Origin of the sequence: Thiohalocapsa sp. ML1, from assembly GCF_001469165.1 — a bacterium.
Taxonomy (GTDB): domain Bacteria; phylum Pseudomonadota; class Gammaproteobacteria; order Chromatiales; family Chromatiaceae; genus Thiohalocapsa.
Window position 1 is genome coordinate 1 of sequence record NZ_JABX01000006.1, and the last position, 16,758, is coordinate 16,758.

17 protein-coding genes are annotated in these 16,758 nt (G+C 69.3%); 9 read left to right on the forward strand and 8 right to left on the reverse strand.

Translation table 11 applies throughout. The features are described from left to right. Window positions 1-1,415: 1,415 nt before the first annotated feature. The 3 genes from ML01_RS05110 to ML01_RS29515 form a co-directional block, all read right to left on the reverse strand. Window positions 1,416-1,781, reverse strand: coding sequence for a DUF5615 family PIN-like protein (locus ML01_RS05110; protein ID WP_058554331.1), 366 nt, complete (start codon window positions 1,779-1,781; stop codon window positions 1,416-1,418). Beyond that, window positions 1,778-2,017, reverse strand: coding sequence for a DUF433 domain-containing protein (locus ML01_RS05115; protein WP_058554332.1), 240 nt, complete (start codon window positions 2,015-2,017; stop codon window positions 1,778-1,780). Before ML01_RS05115 ends, ML01_RS05110 begins: the two co-directional genes overlap by 4 nt. 432 nt (window positions 2,018-2,449) lie before the next feature. Further along, window positions 2,450-2,605 carry a hypothetical protein gene (locus ML01_RS29515; RefSeq protein ID WP_162267967.1) on the reverse strand — a complete coding sequence of 52 codons (156 nt, stop codon included), beginning with the start codon at window positions 2,603-2,605 and terminating at the stop codon, window positions 2,450-2,452. 50 nt (window positions 2,606-2,655) lie between these two features. Here ML01_RS29515 and ML01_RS05120 point away from each other — a divergent pair, with 50 nt between their 5' ends. The 4 genes from ML01_RS05120 (at window position 2,656) to ML01_RS05130 (ending at window position 4,521) form a co-directional block, all read left to right on the forward strand. Beyond that, window positions 2,656-2,913 (forward strand): AbrB/MazE/SpoVT family DNA-binding domain-containing protein, encoded by a 258-nt coding sequence (locus ML01_RS05120; protein WP_058554333.1) that lies wholly within the window; start codon window positions 2,656-2,658, stop codon window positions 2,911-2,913. 30 nt (window positions 2,914-2,943) lie between these two features. Beyond that, a complete protein-coding gene (locus tag ML01_RS05125) occupies window positions 2,944-3,354 on the forward strand; it encodes a putative toxin-antitoxin system toxin component, PIN family (protein WP_058554334.1) in 411 nt (136 codons plus the stop codon). A 649-nt stretch (window positions 3,355-4,003) separates the two neighbouring features. Next, window positions 4,004-4,141 carry a hypothetical protein gene (locus ML01_RS28400; RefSeq protein ID WP_156427566.1) on the forward strand — a complete coding sequence of 46 codons (138 nt, stop codon included), beginning with the start codon at window positions 4,004-4,006 and terminating at the stop codon, window positions 4,139-4,141. Window positions 4,142-4,275: 134 nt separating this feature from the next. Further along, entirely contained in the window at window positions 4,276-4,521 is a 246-nt protein-coding gene (locus ML01_RS05130; RefSeq protein WP_058554335.1) for a hypothetical protein, read from the forward strand. Between the two features lie 71 nt (window positions 4,522-4,592). Here the strand turns inward: ML01_RS05130 and ML01_RS05135 are convergent, their stop codons facing one another. Further along, window positions 4,593-6,425, reverse strand: coding sequence for a cyclic nucleotide-binding domain-containing protein (locus ML01_RS05135; RefSeq protein ID WP_058554336.1), 1,833 nt, complete (start codon window positions 6,423-6,425; stop codon window positions 4,593-4,595). A 204-nt stretch (window positions 6,426-6,629) separates the two neighbouring features. On the opposite strand from ML01_RS05135, the gene ML01_RS05140 reads away from it, so the two are divergent. Both ML01_RS05140 and ML01_RS05145 read left to right on the forward strand, forming a co-directional pair. Beyond that, complete coding sequence (locus tag ML01_RS05140) at window positions 6,630-7,178, forward strand: Slp family lipoprotein (protein WP_058554337.1); 549 nt, start codon at window positions 6,630-6,632, stop codon at window positions 7,176-7,178. A gap of 100 nt (window positions 7,179-7,278) precedes the next feature. After that, window positions 7,279-7,782, forward strand: coding sequence for a TIGR00645 family protein (locus ML01_RS05145; RefSeq protein ID WP_058554338.1), 504 nt, complete (start codon window positions 7,279-7,281; stop codon window positions 7,780-7,782). Window positions 7,783-7,789: 7 nt separating this feature from the next. Here ML01_RS05145 and ML01_RS05150 read toward each other — a convergent pair whose 3' ends face one another. Beyond that, window positions 7,790-8,329, reverse strand: coding sequence for a hypothetical protein (locus ML01_RS05150; RefSeq protein WP_058554339.1), 540 nt, complete (start codon window positions 8,327-8,329; stop codon window positions 7,790-7,792). Window positions 8,330-9,012: 683 nt separating this feature from the next. On the opposite strand from ML01_RS05150, the gene ML01_RS05155 reads away from it, so the two are divergent. Continuing rightward, window positions 9,013-9,798, forward strand: a complete 786-nt coding sequence (locus ML01_RS05155; protein ID WP_162267968.1) for a GNAT family N-acetyltransferase — start codon at window positions 9,013-9,015, stop codon at window positions 9,796-9,798. 70 nt (window positions 9,799-9,868) lie between these two features. Then, window positions 9,869-10,327, forward strand: a complete 459-nt coding sequence (locus ML01_RS05160; protein ID WP_156427567.1) for a hypothetical protein — start codon at window positions 9,869-9,871, stop codon at window positions 10,325-10,327. 242 nt (window positions 10,328-10,569) lie between these two features. On the opposite strand, the gene ML01_RS05165 is transcribed toward ML01_RS05160, so the two are convergent. The 3 genes from ML01_RS05165 to ML01_RS05175 form a co-directional block, all read right to left on the reverse strand. Further along, window positions 10,570-11,397 carry a Uma2 family endonuclease gene (locus tag ML01_RS05165; protein WP_058554342.1) on the reverse strand — a complete coding sequence of 276 codons (828 nt, stop codon included), beginning with the start codon at window positions 11,395-11,397 and terminating at the stop codon, window positions 10,570-10,572. Between the two features lie 101 nt (window positions 11,398-11,498). After that, entirely contained in the window at window positions 11,499-12,419 is a 921-nt protein-coding gene (gene argF / locus ML01_RS05170; RefSeq protein WP_058554343.1) for an ornithine carbamoyltransferase, read from the reverse strand. A 104-nt stretch (window positions 12,420-12,523) separates the two neighbouring features. Continuing rightward, window positions 12,524-13,705: an aspartate aminotransferase family protein gene (locus tag ML01_RS05175; protein ID WP_082673993.1), complete on the reverse strand. Its 1,182-nt coding sequence runs from the start codon at window positions 13,703-13,705 to the stop codon at window positions 12,524-12,526. Between the two features lie 342 nt (window positions 13,706-14,047). On the opposite strand from ML01_RS05175, the gene ML01_RS05180 reads away from it, so the two are divergent. Continuing rightward, complete coding sequence (locus ML01_RS05180; RefSeq protein WP_058554345.1) at window positions 14,048-16,510, forward strand: SUMF1/EgtB/PvdO family nonheme iron enzyme; 2,463 nt, start codon at window positions 14,048-14,050, stop codon at window positions 16,508-16,510. Window positions 16,511-16,758 lie beyond the last annotated feature (248 nt).

Below are 16,758 nucleotides of genomic sequence, written 5' to 3' on the forward strand. Positions count from 1 at the left end.
TGTCACGAGCTCTTCGGCGCTCTGCGCCCCGCGGGGTGTAACGGGGCGACGAGGTCGGCAGCGACCTTGGGACAGCGAGCGCGGCGGGTGGGCGCGGAGCGCCGGGAGGCGGTGACACCGCGGGAGCGGTGTCACCAGAGAGAGTGTCGTCGCGCCAGTGGCTGCGTTGATGGCGCGGGACAACAGGCGCATTCCTTCGGCCCCCTGCCATGCCCGTCGCTTGGCCGGAATGATGATCAAGGCCGTTTTGCCAGAACCAGCCTGCCGCCGCCGGCGCGGCATCGAGCCGCGCCGACGGCGAGCCGGCTGGAAAGCCGGCGCTCGTACGCCCGTGAGGGCGCATTGTCAGCACGGTGTAAGTCCGTGTCCGGGTATGCCAAGGCCCGGTAGCCGAAGGTAACTGCGTCGTCGCGAGGCGGGGTGGGGAGTAACCGGAGGCGAACGATCGGTCCGTAGGTTGACGAACCCGATTCGGCGGGGTGTTGCGGCGAGCCTGCGAGCGTGTGGCGAAGCCCGAAAGTCGACGGCGGCGTTGAGATTGGCGAGAGCAAACGACCGACGTGCGCATCACGTGGTTGGGGGCGGAACGATCGGACGGCAGTGCGAAGTAAACGGGGAGACCTGTCGGCGCCGGTGAGCGTTGGCAGGAGTCAGAGCCCGCATAGTAGTGCAGGTTCGCAACTGGACGGCCAAGGGCAGACCTGGCGGAGACGCCGGTCCTGAGGATGCCTGGGGGGCAGCCCCCGCCGAGGGTTGATCTGGAGCGGACGAGACGCGCGGAGAGCAAAGCCGCGCCGAGCGAAGGTGGGCAGGAAGGTTGATCCGTGAATGCCATGAAGATGGAGGCGAGATGCCGAGTGCGTCAGTGCCGGAGACGGCTAAACAAGCATACGATCCTCATGATCCACAGACGTGGACGTGGGTGGAGCCATCGGTGTGGAGCCATCGGTGTGGAGCGAGCGGATGTTGGCGGCCTTGGGTCTTCGGGGTCAAAGGAGGCAAGTATCGGCGCTGGCCGAATGCCTTCTTCGCTCACCACGGGCTGTTCACCATGACCGCAGCCCATGCCCGGGCGCGCCAATCCCGATGAGGCAACAACCGACCGGAGAGCCGTGTGCGGGAGAACCGCACGCACGGTTCGGAGGGAGGGGAGGCGCAAGCCTCCCCTGCCCCTATCCAGTGGGCCGAGACGGGGCGCGCAGCAGGTAGGCTGGGGTGAGCGAGCGAACCCCGGCGACAGCGCTGCCGGGCCTTGTACGGGATGCCCGAGCGGTTATTCGGGCGCTATCTGACGCGATTGCTCGGGCTCGGCCGGGCGGTCATGGTGCGGCGCCAGGAGGAGCCGCACTGGAGCGCATCCGCGAGCGGATGGTGCCGGGAGCGTGATTGGTTTTGGCGCCAAGCGTTGAGCTGAATCAAATCGGCAATTGGCGCACCCGAATGCGCGTTTCGTCGAAGACCACCATCGCGCCCTCCGCCAGATCAGCCTTGATGCCGGGCAGGCTCAGCAGCAGTAGGGCCGCTTGTTGCTCTGGCCAATGACCTGTCCTGCGACGAAAAAGAATATAGGAGGGGCGGTTTGTTTCAGACGCCGCAAGCAAGGTTCCGAAGTCCGTGTCGGCGGATACCAGAATCCGCTGTTCTGCCGCCGCGCGGGCAAAGATGCGCTCGTCCGTCGCTGTCGCCATGTCGATCTCTCGTACATGGATCGCATCGTGCCCGGCCTCTGCTAGGCGCGCGGCAATCGCCGGCGACAGGGCGTTGTCGATCAGGAGCTTCACGTTCCTGACAGCAAAGGAAGCTCGCGCTCACGAACCGCCTCGGCTGCGAACATGAGTGCTTGGCGGATATCTTCCGCCTCTAAATCGGGGTAGGCGGCGAGGATCTGGGACTCGGGCATTCCGTCGGCCACCATGCCGACGACGGTCGCGACCGGGATGCGCAGTGACCGCAAGCAGGGCTCGCCTGCCATCTGCTCTGGAGTGATCGTGATGCGGTCAAGACGTTGGGCGGTCATCTCATCGAGCTCCGACTGTCGCGGCGGTTGTCCAGGAAGACATGCGGCAAGCGCCAATGGTGTGGCATGACTACTGCTGCCTTGCACAACGGCTGCGGGGCCGGACAGGGCGAGCGCATAAAAACCATCAGCCGAAGATCACCGTAGCGCGGTAATCGTCGTTCCAAGCGGCCTCGCGAGGCGGAAAAGGGCGGAAAACGGAAATGGGGAAAAGGCAGGGAAAAGCAAGGGAAAAGGGGCCAGGCTCGAATGGCGCTAACTTAAGCCGCTTGTCCATACCAATCAGATATTTGCGGGGCAGGAAACTCGATCGGGAAACCGCCCTCGGCGCCGTTTCCGCCCGACTCCTCTCCCTGAGCGTCCTACAATCTCGCGGTTTCGCGACGCGGGATGGGCAGAAGTTACTGATTCTTAAAAAGTCGGCTCTTTAAGTTAGCGCCATTCGGGTCTGACCCCTGTTTCTCGCTTTTTCTCGACCTGCAGGTCCAACAGCTCGCCGATGCCGTCGGCTTCAAACGCCCCGGCGACTTGGCCACCGCCTTCCGGCTGCGCTTCGGCATGACGCCGATGCAGTACCGCAAACAGCAAAGGCAGGGGCGCAGTGCTTGAAATGCGGTTCTTCTGCTATTCTGCCGAGCATGAAAGCCACCCTAACCATCACTAGTCGCGGTGTGGTCACCCTGCCGGTTAAGCTCCGGCGTGCGCTTGGCCTCAAGGCGGATGACCAGTTGATCGCGGAGACCACTCCCGAGGGACTCCTACTGCGGCCGGCAGTGACCTTGCCTCTGGAGGTCTACACGCTAGAGCGTGAGCGGGAGTTCGACGAGGCTGAAGCCGATCTCGCCGCCCTGTTGGAGGACCGCACGTCGCCCGCGCGCGGACGCTCGCCCAACTAGCCGCGCGCGGCCATCAGCGAGTGCGGTGCTTTGCAGGTCTTCCTCGACGCCAACATCCTGTTCTCCGCCGCCAAGTCCGATGGCGCAGTGCGGCGCATGGTCCGGTTACTGCTCCAAGGCGGGCACAAGTGCGTGGCTGACACCTACGTGTTGGCCGAAGCGCGCCGCAATCTCGCCGCGAAAGGACCGGAGGCCCTGGATGCGCTCGAAGCGTTGACGCAGGAGCTCAGTGTCGCGACACGCATGTACGGCAATGCACCCGCGAAGGTGCTCGACTGGCTGCCAGACAAAGATCGGCCCGTGCTCGCGGCGGCGATCGCGTTGGGTTGCGACGCGCTCGTGACGGGTGATCGCACGCACTTTGGCGCCGGCTATGGTAAGACCTTTGCGGGCGTCACCATTCATTCCCCCAGCTCGTTGATTGAACGCGTCCTCGGCTAACGGCCATGGCGCGGTGCCACCCCGGCCGATGAGCCTCATGCCTCACGGAGAGAAATAGAGAGAAATAGAGAGAAATAGGGGTCTGACCCGAATGGCGCTAACTTAAGCCGTTTGCCTATACCAATCAGATACTTGCGGGGTAGGAAACTCTAGCGGCAGGCCGGCCCCGGCAGGGTTTCCGCCCGACTCCTCTCCCTGAGCGTCCTACAATCTCGCGGTTTCGCGACGCGGGATGGGCATAAGTTACTGATTCTTAGAAAGTCGGCTCTTTAAGTTAGCGCCATTCGGGTCTGACCCTTTTTCTTGCTTTTTCTCGTGACCCCTTTTGGCCTTGATCATCACTCCGACCAGCGCGCGGGGGCTGCTACGGAGCGCGGCGGCTGTAGGGCCGAGGGCCGAGGATGGCTCCCTCGGCCCTCGGCCCTCGGCCCTCGGCCCTTCCCCCAGGTGTCGTCGTACACTTGACTCATCTGCAAACTCTCAAACTGAGGTATGCCCGACAAGCGGGATCGAGACCGCGCCGGCGCCGACTGGGAGCGCCGGCTTTCAGCCGGCTTCGCGTGCCGGGGGCTCGATGCCCCCGGCGCGCGATCTGCGGCGCGGGAGCCGGGCGGTTGCCCATGCCGCGCGGCCGGCCGGACGAGCGCGCATGTGCTCTCTGATCGGCCCGGACGCCGCCGACGCGGCATCGAGCCGCGCTGGCGGCGAGCGGGCTGGAAAGCCGGCGATCCCGGTCCGCCGCGTCGGCGGCGAGCCGGCTGGAAAGCCGGCGATCCCAGCGCAGTAGTGTCCGCTGTGCGAACCGCTTGCGTGCGGCAGGCGATGTGGCCGGCACGATGATCGAGGCCCCCTTTCTTTCTCCTTTTTCTCTCCATCGAAAGCCATTGCTTCCGCTTCCTGAAGCACTACTACGACGAGGACGTGACCGCGGGCCCGCTGCTGCTCGACATCGGCGAGTTGGCCTTCGGCTATTTCGCCGGTGCCCATACGGCAGAGCGGAATCTGTACTCGACCCAGTGGATTCTGATCCTGCGCCATCCGATGGTGCGCGATTGCCTGGTCGCCAACTGCATCGTTGCGCGCATCATCGGCTCCGCCGGGGACGAGTCCGCGGCCGAGCCGGGGCAGCGCCAGGGCGCTGCATTGGAAGCAACCAGTGCAGCTTAAACTCGGGAGAAAACTGTTCTGGACATGGAGTCCACTTCACGGAGCCCCAAGCAGGCGACCTAGCCCCAACGTCACAAGGTGTTGAAGTAGATCGCCAGCAGAAACCCGGCCAGCGTCGACAGGCCCACCACGCCGCCGCCCTTGTGGAAGGCCTCGGGCAGCATGGTCTCGGCCACCATGGTGAGCATGGCGCCGGCGGCGAGGCCTTCGATGAACGCGAAGAGCGCCGGGGAGGCGTCGGCGAGCAGCACGGCGCCCACCGCGGCGCCGATGCCGGTGAGCAGCATCAGGCTGGTCCACATGGCGAGTATCCGCGGCACCTTGAGACCCTGGGCCTTCATGCCGGCGGCGCTGGAGAGCGCCTCGGGGAGGTTGGCGAGGAAGAGCCCGCCGAGCAGCGATAGGCTGATGCCGCCGGTGATCAGCACGTTGGCGCCGATGACGAAGGACTCCGGGATGCCGTCGAGCGTCATGCCGAGGAACATGGCCACGGCCGCGCCGCGGTGGTCCGCCACGTGGCGGGTCATTTCCGTCACGGACGGCATGAGCTGGCCGCCGGCGACGCGCTTCGCGGCACGCTCCATCCAGGCGGCGGCGCGGCGCGCCTCTAGGTGCTGGCGCTCCGTCAGGTAGGCGCGCACGGGGTTGCGCTGGAGGTAGTCCGCGAGCCGCGCCCGCAGCTCCGGCAGCTCTTGTAGCAGTTGCTCGAAATCCCGCCGGCGCAGCACCGAGACGTCCACGTCGTCGTGGGCGACGGCGGTGACCGCATGCGGCCCCTCGGTAAAGAAGGCAAAGCCGCCGAAGCCTTCGCCGGCCGTCACCACCTGCGGGCGGCGGCTGCGCTCGTCCGCGTCGAACAAATACACGGTGCCGCGGCGAAGCAGGTAGAGCCGATCCGCCTCTTGGCCGCGGGAATAGAAGTTGTAGCCGTCCGGCGCATTCTTGTGTACGAGCCGTGCGGCGATGCGCTGCAGCGTCGGCTCCGAGAGCCCCGGAAAGAAGCCGAGCCTGGGCTCGTCGCGCATTAGCTCGACCGGCTCCTCGGGGATGGTCGGGGGCGCGATGGGCGGGTCGTAGCGGCCTTCGGTGTCGAGCTCCTCCAGCGCGTCGGCGCGCCAGGCGTCGATGGCGGCGCGCTCCAGGCCGTGGCGCTCCGCGAGGTAGGTGGACAGTTCGTCGTCGCAAAGCAGGTCGCGCAGCACGCCGCGCAGCTCTGGGCTCTCTGCCGCCAGCGCCAGCAGCGGTGCACGCGGGATCAACAACAGCTTGGTGTCGGCTCCCGTGTGCGCCTCGGTGGCCCGCGGCAGGCCGGCCAGAAAGCTCATGCGCCCGAAGGTGTCGTGCGGCCCGAGCCGCTCGAACACGCGCCCGCCGGCGGCGGGTTCGGAGAGCTCCACCGCGCCTTCCAGAATCACATAGATGTTGCCCGGCGGGTCCCCGGCGCGGTACAGGCAGCAGTGCGCCGGCACGTCCTGGACCTGCACGATGCCGAGCAGGCGGTCGAGCGTCGCTGGCGGCAGATCGCCGAGCGGGCGCGTGCGGCGCATGCCGCGGAGCACACGCTTTAGACGCCGCCGCACGAGATTGCGCCAGAAGGTGATGGCCGTAGAGGGCTTGCGCAGATAGCCGCCCTGGCGATTCACGGCCCAGTCGAGGAGCTTGAAGGCGACGCCGCCGAGGGCGGCGCCGGCGGCGAGGTCCGCGAAGTGGCCGCGGTCCACGCCGGGCGCAATCAGGTCGATGGTCAGCGCCGCGAGCAGCGCGCCGGCGCCGAAGGCGAGCAGGAAGGCCATGACCCGGTCCGGCGGCTGCCAGAGTACGCCCACCGCCGCGCCGACGGGCAGGGTCGCGGCGCTGATGAGGCCGAACAGCAGAGCGGACAGGATCGGGGAGTCGAGGGGCATGTGGTGGGATCACCGATGCGGCGGGCGAGGGGGCATGATCTCCCGGCCCGCGTGTGCGCGGGTTGCGATCTTGTGACGGCGCCAGCGCGCGGCAGCGGCAGGCCCCCGGCCCCGGGGCGCGCTAGAATGCCGTGTTTCGCAGCCCGCGAGTCATCGGCCCCGGCGCTCCGGGTCCGCGCCTTTCAACCCAAGGAGTCGAGCGACATGCAATCACATCGGCTGGGCTTGTTCGCCGTCGCCGCACTGGCGTCGGTGCTGGCCGCGGGCTGCGCGAGCACCGGCAGCGGGGCGTGTCGGCAGCCGGTGGGCGATCGGAGCCTGACGCCTGAGCGCGCCGTCATCGGCGAGGGCCGGATCGGCACCGCCATCACCTGGGGCGGCACGCTCGTGTCCACGCGCAACCTGGCCGACGCGACGGACCTGGAGGTGCTCGCCTATCCGCTCGACGACTGCGGGCGCCCGCTGCTCGGCGAGCCCGCCCGCGGGCGCTTTATCATCCGCCGGCCGGGCTATCTGGAAACCGCGGGTATTAGCCCCGGACAGCGCATTACCGGGAGCGGGCGCATCATCGACATCGCAGAGGGCCGCATCGGCGAGGCGGAGTATCGCTTCCCGGTGCTGGAGGACGCGGCACCTACCCTCTGGCCGGAGCGCGACACGCGCTACGGCGGCGCGAACGTGCGCCCCTGGATCAGCGTCGGGGTCGGCGGCGGCAGTGGCTGGAGCGGCGGCGGCGTCGGTATCTGGTTCTGATGCGTCGCGGCTGCGCGCCGCCCGCCATGTGCAACCTTCCCCCAACGCACAGCACGCCGCGCGCGGGTCGCTGCGTGCAACCCCAACGGAGATCAAACCATTGGAACGCCTGTTCGAGCGCCTGCTGTTCGCCACGCGCTGGATTCTCGCGCCCATTTATCTGGGCATGGCGCTGATCCTGCTTGCCCTCGGCATCAAGTTCTTCCAGGAGACCTGGCACGTGGTGACGCACATCACGGCCATCTCCGAGAAGGACCTGATCCTGAGCGCGCTGGCGCTCGTCGATCTCGCGCTGGTGGCGAGCCTTGTGGTCATGGTGATGTTCGCCGGCTACGAGAACTTCGTCTCCAAGCTCGATATCGACGCAGACACCGCCAAGCTCGGCTGGCTCGGCAAGCTCGACGCCGGCACGCTGAAGCTGAAGGTGGCGATCTCCATCGTCGCCATCTCGTCCATCCACCTGCTCGGCGCCTTCATGAACCTGCCGCAGATGGACCCGCAGATGCTGCTTTGGTACGTGATCATGCACCTGACCTTCGTCGTGTCGGCGCTGCTGATGGGGGTGCTGGACCGCATCTCGTTTGCGTCACACCGCGAGCATTGATCCGCCGTCAGTGATGGCCCGCCGGGGCGGGCGCGTCGTGTTCGATGACGACGGCATCCGGATTCGGAAAGCGCTCGACGACCCAGCGCGGCAGCTTGGCCTGATTGGCGTGATAGAGGGAGTCGGACTCGACGATGACCAGCACCAGCACCGTCACCATCACCGGCAGGACGCCGACGCCGACGACGAGCGCAATGGTCGCCTCCTTCATCAACCCACCGTAGACGTGCGCCGCCCAGGCCAGGGCAATGGCGACCAACAACAGCGTCAGCATCAGGATGAAGAGCCGGCTGCGGCGCGCGCATACCTGCCAGTGACACATCACGTACCAGGGGTCGCGGCCGACGCTGCGCCGGGCCCGCCACAGCGTATAGCCCAGCATCGCGAAGGACACGGCTGGGATCACCGCCATGACCCACGGAAAACTGCCGGCGACGCCGCCGGCGGCCACCGCCATCAGGATGTGATTGCCGATCAGGTTGGTGAGGAAGACCTCGTGCGGCACTTTCGCGCGCTTGATCTCCTCCGGGCTGACTTCAAAGCGCATGGGCAAATATCCACCTGGGGCGGTGCGGCAAACGGGCAAGTGTAGCGAATCGCCTCAGACCTTGCGACGGTGGGCTGCCCGTTGCCGCGCATCGGCGGCGGCACCGCCCGAGGCAGTGGGCAGTCTCCCGCCCGGCAGCAGGCCCGGCATGGTCCGTGCCGCTGCCGTTCAGGGAAGCAAGCGGCAACAAGCGTGCGCACTGGACAGACTCGGTCTCGCGCCGTGCTTGGTCAGGAAACCCAAACCGAGCGAGGCAGAGCCTCAAGAAGCGAACCAAGGGCCGAGGGCCGAGGAGGTCGTCCTTGGCCCTTGGCCCTCGGCGCTTTTGCCTGCAAGCGCTTTGTCGCCGTGAAACTTGACTCATCTGCAAGCATTTGGTGGCGCGTGCCGTGCACACTGCCCTGTTGTGCCCCCGCAACATCATCGATGTCTCTGTGTCACAACTTGTTGCAAAGTGGAGCCTTATCGAAACACTCGGTTAACGGCTTTTCCGGAACATGGCAATCGTCACGAGTCGGCGAGGCGTCGTGCTGCGATGCAGCATTGCGAGGTTGAACCGCTCGCTATGCGAACCCAAATCTCGGAGGCTGACATGAGTTTCGATCTACTGTCCATCGCGGGCATTGCGTCCGCGGTTCTGAGCGGCGGCTTCGTTGCGCTGCTGGTAGCTGTTGAGGACCGGCTTGAGTACCTCGTTAAATAGTCCTGTCGTACCCCAGCACCGCAGCGGTGGCGTCATCGACCTGGGCGGCCTCGCCCAAGGCGAGCCCCAACGGCTCGGCGATGGTCGGCGCTGCCGCATCCGCCGCCTGCGTTCGGGTGACGGCGAGCGCTTAGACGGCTGCTTCGCGCGCATGTCGGACGCTGCCCGCCATGCTCGCTTCTTCGCGGCAAAGCGGCATTTGAGCGCCGCCGAGATCGCCTATTTCTCGGCACCGGACGGCTGGGATCACCTGGCCCTCGGCGCCCTAGCGCTGACTGCCAGCGGCCGTGAGGCGGAGCTCCTCGGGGCTGTCCGCTGCCTGCGGTTTCCCGGCGCGCACGGCACGGCGGATCTGGCCATCGCACTGGCCGACGACGCCCGCGGGCTCGGTCTGGGCGACGCGCTGCTCAAGGCGCTGCTCCGTCAGGCGCGACCGCGCGGCATCAGCGCCTGCCATTGCGAGGTGCTGCGTCACAACCAGCCCATGCGGCGGCTCGCGGAGCGCTTCGGCGGCGTCGTGGTGGAGGCAAACGCGGACACGCTGATGTATCGGCTGCCGCTGGCGGCCAAGGCGGCGCCGCGCGACGCCTGGCCCAAGGCGGGCTGGACGGTGCTCGACCTCATGGACCCGGTGGCCGTCCACCACGACTGGCGCGAGCTTGTGGACGGCGCCGCCGCCTGTGGCGTTGCCGCGCTGCAGGACGCGGGCGCATACTGCCTGCCCGGCGCGCTACTCGCCGCTAGGCCTGCGCCCGGTGCCGAGTAGCGCTGGCCGAGGCCTCTGTCGAATGCCGCTCGCCGCGCGTGCGACCCGCACCGCTGACCCGCACCGGTTGATGACCGATCCTTCCCCAAACACAGTACGTCGCCGAACACGCCTGGCCACGGGCGCGACGCTCGCTGCCGCGCTGTTCCTTGTCGCCTGTGCCCGCAGCGACGACCCCACTGCGCCGCAGCCGAAGAAGGTCTACAAGGACGCCTTCGAGACGCCGCTGGATCTCGTGCAGATTGAGGCCGACGGCGGCAGCATCATCGGCGCCTACGACGCCTGGCTCCGGCTGCTGCCCAGTCGCGAGCTGACGCCCCGCTTCGCCGCCGACTACCGGCCGGCGGATTGCGGCCCGCTCCTGGCCTACTTCAACCCGAAGCTTGCGCTGGAGGGGCTTTCCCTCGACGACGCGACGCTCAGGTGTCGCGAGTACCGCAACGCGCGCCTGCCCTTCGAGAACGGCCGCTGGCTCGCCGAAGACGCGGCCACCGGCCGGGTGCACTACCGCATCTGGAAGTTTCGCTGAGAGCCCGCTGCCTGTGGGCCGACCGTGCGCTCCTGCAGTCCTTCCCAAGCTTCGCTGGGCGAGTGAAAACCAGCGACCGGGGTCGCCGGCAGTTCCGTGATTTACGTTCCGCGTAAGGCCCCGGCACCGGGTGGCCGCAACCGGGGCGCGGAGCGCCCGGAGATGCGCAACACTGCGGGGAGCGGTGTCGCGAGTGGACGGCAGATATCGCCTGTAAGCGTCCCACCAAGTCTCGCGGCCGATCAGGTGGTGTCGGGATCGATGCCGAGCTCTCGCAGGCGCCGAGCATAGCGGTCGGCTCGCGCATCGGCCGCCTGCCGAAGCACCGCTTCCTGCTGGCGCGCCTGCTCTGCCTGCCACCGCAGCGCCGCCTCCTGCCGCCAAAGGTCCTCCAGGGCCGCGGCGTCCAACAGCGTCTCGCCGCTCGCGGCATCGACGATGACCACACCGCGGTGGTCGGGCTCGGTGCCGAAGTCGAGCCCGGTCGTGCGGCTGCGCAGCAGGCCCCGGGCATCGGGCCGCAGGGGGCGGTAGCCGCCGCCGATCAGGCGGTAGCCCTGGATCGAGTAGCCGACGACGCCCACCGGCTCGAAGGTCTTCAGGATCAGATACTCGCTGATCCCGGCGCGGCGGTAGATCTCGACCTTCTCGGTCTCGTCGCCGTCCTGGTAGGGCGAGACCACCTCGATGATCAGGCTCGGTCGGGTGCCCTCGCTCGGCACGCGGAAGGAATTGCGGGGGCGGTCGCGGTCGCGGATGTCCGGGATCACGGCGATGTCCGGGGCCGGCTCCTTGAGCCCGGCGATGCCCCATTTCATCTTGACGTCGCTGTAGACCGCCCGGGTCGGATCGTTGCGGAAGTGATGGCGAAGCCTGACCGCAAGGTCGTGGACACAGAACTCGTGCTCCGTCCCTTGGATCAAGTGGTCGCCCTCCTGCGGGTCGAGAAAGGCGTCGGGCGCCAGCGGCTGCTCGCGATAGCCGAGCGTGCCGTCCGGGTACCGAACCGGAACCTCGCGCCAGCCGTGGGGCGAGGCGTCGCTGCCGACGGGGGCCGTATTGGGCTGCATGGCACTGGCTCCAAGCTCCGACGGGATCGAAATCAAGCCCGGAGTATAGCGCGGGCGCGTTTCGCGGCGCCGCGCCGCCTGAAGTCGGCGTATACCGGGGGCTAAGCCGCCGCGCCGCCGAGTAGGAGCAGCTCCAACAGCGCCTTCTGCGCGTGCAGGCGGTTTTCGGCCTCGTCCCAGACGACGGACTGCGGGCCGTCGATGACACCGGCGCTGACCTCTTCGCCGCGGTGCGCGGGCAGGCAGTGCATGAAGAGCGCATCGGGTTTGGCGCGGGCCATCAGCGCCTCGTCGACGCAGTAGTGTGCGAAGGCGGTGGCGCGGTCGTCCTGCTCGCTCTCCTGGCCCATGCTTGCCCAGACGTCGGTGACGATGAGGTCGGCGCCGACGGCCGCTGCGAGCGGGTCGCGCAGCACGGTGCAGCGCTCGCCGGCGGCGGCGAGCAGGTCCGCGTCGGGGTCGAAGCCCTCGGGGCAGGCGACCATGAGCTCGAAGTCGAACAGCCGTGCCGCGTTCATGTACGAATGGCACATGTTGTTGCCGTCGCCGATGAAGGTGACGCGCCGCCCGGCGATGTCGCCGCGGTGCTCCAGATAGGTCTGCATGTCCGCGAGGAGCTGGCAGGGATGGAAGCGGTCGGTGAGGCCGTTGATGACCGGCACGCGCGAATGCGCCGCGAAGCGCTCGACCTTGTCGTGGTCGAAGGTGCGGATCATCACCGCGTCCACCATGCGCGAGAGCACGCGGGCGCTATCCTCGATGGGCTCGCCGCGGCCGAGCTGGGTGTCGCGCGGCGACAGGAACAGCGCATGCCCGCCGAACTGCACCATGCCCGCCTCGAACGACACCCGCGTGCGCGTCGAGGACTTCTCGAACACCATCGCCAGCGTGCGATGCTTGAGCGGGCGGTAGTCGACGCCGTCCGCGCGCATCTGTTTCAGCACGATGGCGCGCTTGAGCAAAGCGCGCGCCTCGGCGGCGGTGAGATCGAGCAGGGTCAGAAAATGGCGGGGCTCAGGCATGGCGGCCTCCCTGTAGTGCGCGCGCCCCGGGGCTCGTTTCGAGCCGTCAACGCCGAGGCTGCACTGGACATCATGGGGCTGACAGGCCGCGTGCGCGGAGCCGCTCAGGCGGCATGCGAGTGTTCGGCCTGCCCGAGAAAGGCGCGCACGATGCGCACCACGGTACTGATGATCTGCTCGGCTTGGGCGTCGTCGATGATGAGCGGCGGCAGCAGCCGAACCACGCGCTCGGCGGTGACGTTGAGGAGCACCCCTTCGGCTAGGGCGGCGGCCACCAGTTGCGCGCAGGGTCGGTCCAGCTCCAGGCCGATCATGAGGCCGCGCCCGCGCACGGCGACGACGCCGGCGGCGTCCGCGAGCCCGTCGCGCAGACCGATCTGGATGCGCTCACCCAGCTCGGCGGCACGTGCGGGCAGGGCGTCTTCGGCCAGCGCATCGAGCACGGCCAGGGCCGCCCGGCAGGCGAGCGGGTTGCCGCCGAAGGTAGAGCCGTGGCTGCCCGGGACCAGCACCTCGGCGGCGGCGCCGCGCGCCAGGCAGGCGCCGATGGGCACGCCGTTGCCGAGCCCCTTGGCCAGCGTCAGCACGTCCGGCGCGACGCCCTCGTGCTGGTGCGCGAAGAGCTTGCCGGTGCGGCCCATGCCGGACTGCACCTCATCGCACATCAAGAGCCAGCCGTGACGGTCGCAGAGCTCGCGCAGGCCCGCGAGATAGCCCGCATCCGGCACGATGACGCCGCCTTCGCCCTGAATCGGCTCCACCAGCACCGCGACGATGGCGGCGCGGTTGGCTGCGGCGGTCTCGACCGCGGCGAGGTCGTTGTAAGGCACGCGCACGAAGCCGGACACGAGCGGCTCGAAGCCGGCCTGCGCCTTGCGGTTGCCCGTGGCGCTCAGCGTGGCGAGCGTGCGACCGTGGAAGCTCTGCTCCATGACCACGATGTCCGGGCGTTGCACGCCGCGACCGCTGCCGTACAGGCGCGCGAGCTTGATGGCCGCCTCGTTCGCCTCGGCGCCGGAATTGCAAAAGAAGGCGCTGTCCATGCCGGCGGCGGCACAGAGGCGCTCGCCCAAGGTCTCCTGGGCCGGGATGTGATAGAGGTTCGAGACATGCAGCAGGCGCCCGGCCTGCTCGCAGAGGGCGTCGCGCACGCCGGGGTGCGCGTGGCCCAGGCCGCAGACGGCGATGCCGGACAGCGCGTCGAGATAGCGTGTGCCGTCCGTGGACCACAGCCAAGCCCCCTCGCCGCGCTCGAAGCTCACCGGGAGCCGGCGGTAGGTGGCCATCAGGTGGTCCGCGTGGTCTGTCATACGCCCGAAACCCGTTGTCTGGAGCCGAAAAACGAAAAAGGCGGCCCCGGTCCTGCGTGGGCCGCCCTCGGCGAGCTTGACGATTTCTCCGCCACGCCCCGGGACTGGGGCAGGCTCCCGATGACCGCCCCGAAAACGGGGCTGCGCGAGAAAGCTGCGAAGCTTAGCAATGGCCTTGTGTTGAACGCAAGGCCTTGCTGTCGAGCGCGCCCGGCTGCCCCTGCTGTCCCCCACGGGGGTGCAGGGCGTGCCGGCTGGGGGCGGCGGGTGCGTCCATGGGGCTTGACGCCCGCTCGGGCGGCGGTGCGCAATACGGTCATGGCTGCCTCCGATACCACCGGCTCGGACTGGCTCACGCGGCTCCCATTCTGGGCCGTGCCGCAGGCGCGCGCCGCCTTCGCGGCCGATGTGGCTTGCCAGCTCGGGTGCCTTCCCGATGCCGATGCCCGCGCGTCGACGATGGCGGCGGAGCGCGCCGCGGCGTTCATTCATGACCTCCTCGCTGATCCGACCCTGCCCGAGGCCGCCCGGGTGGTGGCGGCGAGCGTGCAGGATCTCGGCGCCGGGCACCTGTTGCCGCGGGCGCTGCAGGCCATGCCCCGGCCATCGGCTGGCGCATTGCCGGCGCTCGGCTGTCCGTATCCGGGTCTCCGGCCCTTTCGTGCCGAGGAGGCGGGGCGCTTTTTCGGCCACGGCCAGGCCTGCCGGCGCCTGCGCCGTCTGCTCGCGGAGCCGTTGCCGTTGCCGGTGCTGTTGACCGGGCCGCCGGCGAGCGGCAAGACCTCGCTGCTGCACGCCGGCATTCTGGCGGCGCGCGCGGGGCCGGCGGCCCTGTTTGCGCCGGGCTGCGGCGCGGGCGCGGATGTTGCGGCGCTCGCGGCGGCGTTGCAGCCGGCGCTCGCGGCGAGCGGGCTTGCGGCGCCGGACCTCGCGCTGGCTTTGGCAGCGGGCGAGCCGGCCCTCTCGAACCTGCTCGCGGCCGTCCCCGCCCCGCCGGAGCCTGTGCTGATCGTCGCGGATGGGCTGGAGCAACTGCTCGGCGGCGCCGACGCGGGTGCGAGCGCGGTGCTGCGGGCGCTGGGCGCGCTGGCCGCGTTGCCAGGCTTCGATGTTGTCGTCTGCCTGTCTGCCGAGGCGCTCGGGGCCTGCCTGGCGGAGCCCGCGCTCTGCGCCGCCATCGAAGCCGGACGCATCGTGACCCTGGCCGCGCCGTCCGCTGACCTGCTGGCCTGGATGCTCGCCGCGCCGCTGCCGACGCGCTCGGGTGCGCCGGCGGTGCGGCGGCCCGCAGCCGCGGTGCGGGCACTGGCCGCGGAGGCGGCGGCCGCGCCCTTGCCGCTGCTCCATCTCGCGGCGCGCGCGCCGGCGCTGTACCAAGCCGTGCTCGCCGGCGGCGAGGTCGCGCTTCCGTCCCTACCCGACCCCTTTAGCGCGAGCTCCGACGCCGCGCTGGTGGCGCTGGATGCCGAGGCGGTCGCCGCGCTGCCGCGGGTGCTGGCACCGCTCGTGGTCCTGTGCCCGACGGGGGCGCCGGCCTGCTGCCGGCCGGTGGCATTGGCGCACTGGCAGGCGGACCCGGCAGCGCGGCGGCTCATCGCCGCGCTGCTCGGCGCCGCGCCGCCGCTGTTGCGGCGCCTCGATGCGGGCGCGGGCGCGGGCGACGGCGACATCGCGCTGGCGCACCAGGGCTTGCTCAGGGTCTGGCCGGCGCTGGCGCAGTGGCTGGAGCGCCGCCGCGACGCGGAGCATCTGCGCGTGCGGATCGAGGCCGCCTGCGACGCATGGCGCCATGCCGGCCGCGGCGGCGAGCAGCGTTGGCCGCACGAGCAACTGGAGCCCGCACGGGCGTTGCTTGCGGAGGCAGGGTTGCTCGCGGCGCTGGAGCAGGACGCCCACCTGGCGGATTTTCTGGCGCCGGAGCCGAGCCGCCTCATCGCCGAGCTGGCGCAGCCCGCCGTCGGCTCCGCGCGTCGCGAGGACATCGGGCTGCGGCTTGCGCACATCGGCGATCCGCGGCCCGGCGTGCTGCCGCCGGCCGGCGTGCCGGCGCCGCGCTGGTGTGCGCTCCCGGCCGGGACCGTGATGCTCGCAGGCCGGCGCGCGGTGAGCTTGGCGTCCTTCGCCATCGCCGCCTTTCCGGTGACGCAGGCGCAGTTCCAGGCCTTTCTCACCGCACCGGACGGCTACCGCGACCCGCGCTGCTGGTCGAACGGGCGGGTGCCGCCGCCGAGCCACGCCTGGGACGTGCAGCAGCGCGCCAACTATCCGGTGACGCAGGTGTCGCGCCGGGATGCGACGGCCTTCTGCCGCTGGCTCACGCGCCGGCTCGGGGACGAGGTCCGGCTGCCCGACGAGTGGGAATGGCAGTGGGCCGCGCAGAGCGCGCGGGAGGACTTTCTGTATCCCTGGGGGCCGGACTGGCTGCCCGGGCACGCGAATACCGACGAGGCCGGCATCGGCCGCACGCTCGCGGTCGGCCTGTATCCGCAGGGCGCAAGCCGGCAGGGCGTCTGCGACCTCGCCGGCAATATCTGGGAGTGGTGCCGCAGTGGCTTCGACTACGCGGGCCCGGCGCCGGCCAACACCGGCGTGATTCGCGGCGGCTCCTGGCGGGTCAACCGCGGCTTCGCGCGGGCGGATTTTCGCCTCGACTCCCTGCCGGAGGAGCGCCTCGGTAGCACCGGCTTTCGCCTCGCGAGCTCGGCGGAGCAGGCCATCGCAGCGGCTAGCAGGGCAGAAGGGCCGAGGGCCGAGGGCCGAGGAGGGGTCCCCAGGCCCTAGGCCCTTCGGGTGCGTCCGGATCGGTTCGATGTCGATAGCGATACTAGCCCCTAGATTGCTTGACGGCGCCAAACGTTTGCAGATGAGTCACGTTTCACGACAACAAGGCGCTTGCAGGCAAAAGGGCCGAGGGCCGAGGACCAAGGGAGCCCGCCTCGGCCCTCGGCCCCTGGCCCTTGGTCAGAGGCGCCGTGCCCTGGTCGGTCTGAGGCTCTGCCTCGCTAGCCCCTGGCCCCTAGCCCCTAGCC

Coding starts and splice junctions, on each gene's coding strand:
- ML01_RS05140 (WP_058554337.1), top strand. CDS start 6,630: ATGCAATCACATCGGCTGGGCTTGTTCGCCGTCGCCGCACTGGCGTCG.
- ML01_RS05180 (WP_058554345.1), top strand. CDS start 14,048: ATGGCTGCCTCCGATACCACCGGCTCGGACTGGCTCACGCGGCTCCCA.
- argF (WP_058554343.1), bottom strand. CDS start 12,419: ATGCCTGAGCCCCGCCATTTTCTGACCCTGCTCGATCTCACCGCCGCC.
- ML01_RS05175 (WP_082673993.1), bottom strand. CDS start 13,705: ATGGCCACCTACCGCCGGCTCCCGGTGAGCTTCGAGCGCGGCGAGGGG.
- ML01_RS05135 (WP_058554336.1), bottom strand. CDS start 6,425: ATGCCCCTCGACTCCCCGATCCTGTCCGCTCTGCTGTTCGGCCTCATC.
- ML01_RS28400 (WP_156427566.1), top strand. CDS start 4,004: ATGTGCTCTCTGATCGGCCCGGACGCCGCCGACGCGGCATCGAGCCGC.
- ML01_RS05115 (WP_058554332.1), bottom strand. CDS start 2,017: ATGACCGCCCAACGTCTTGACCGCATCACGATCACTCCAGAGCAGATG.
- ML01_RS05165 (WP_058554342.1), bottom strand. CDS start 11,397: ATGCAGCCCAATACGGCCCCCGTCGGCAGCGACGCCTCGCCCCACGGC.
- ML01_RS05160 (WP_156427567.1), top strand. CDS start 9,869: ATGACCGATCCTTCCCCAAACACAGTACGTCGCCGAACACGCCTGGCC.
- ML01_RS05120 (WP_058554333.1), top strand. CDS start 2,656: ATGAAAGCCACCCTAACCATCACTAGTCGCGGTGTGGTCACCCTGCCG.
- ML01_RS05150 (WP_058554339.1), bottom strand. CDS start 8,329: ATGCGCTTTGAAGTCAGCCCGGAGGAGATCAAGCGCGCGAAAGTGCCG.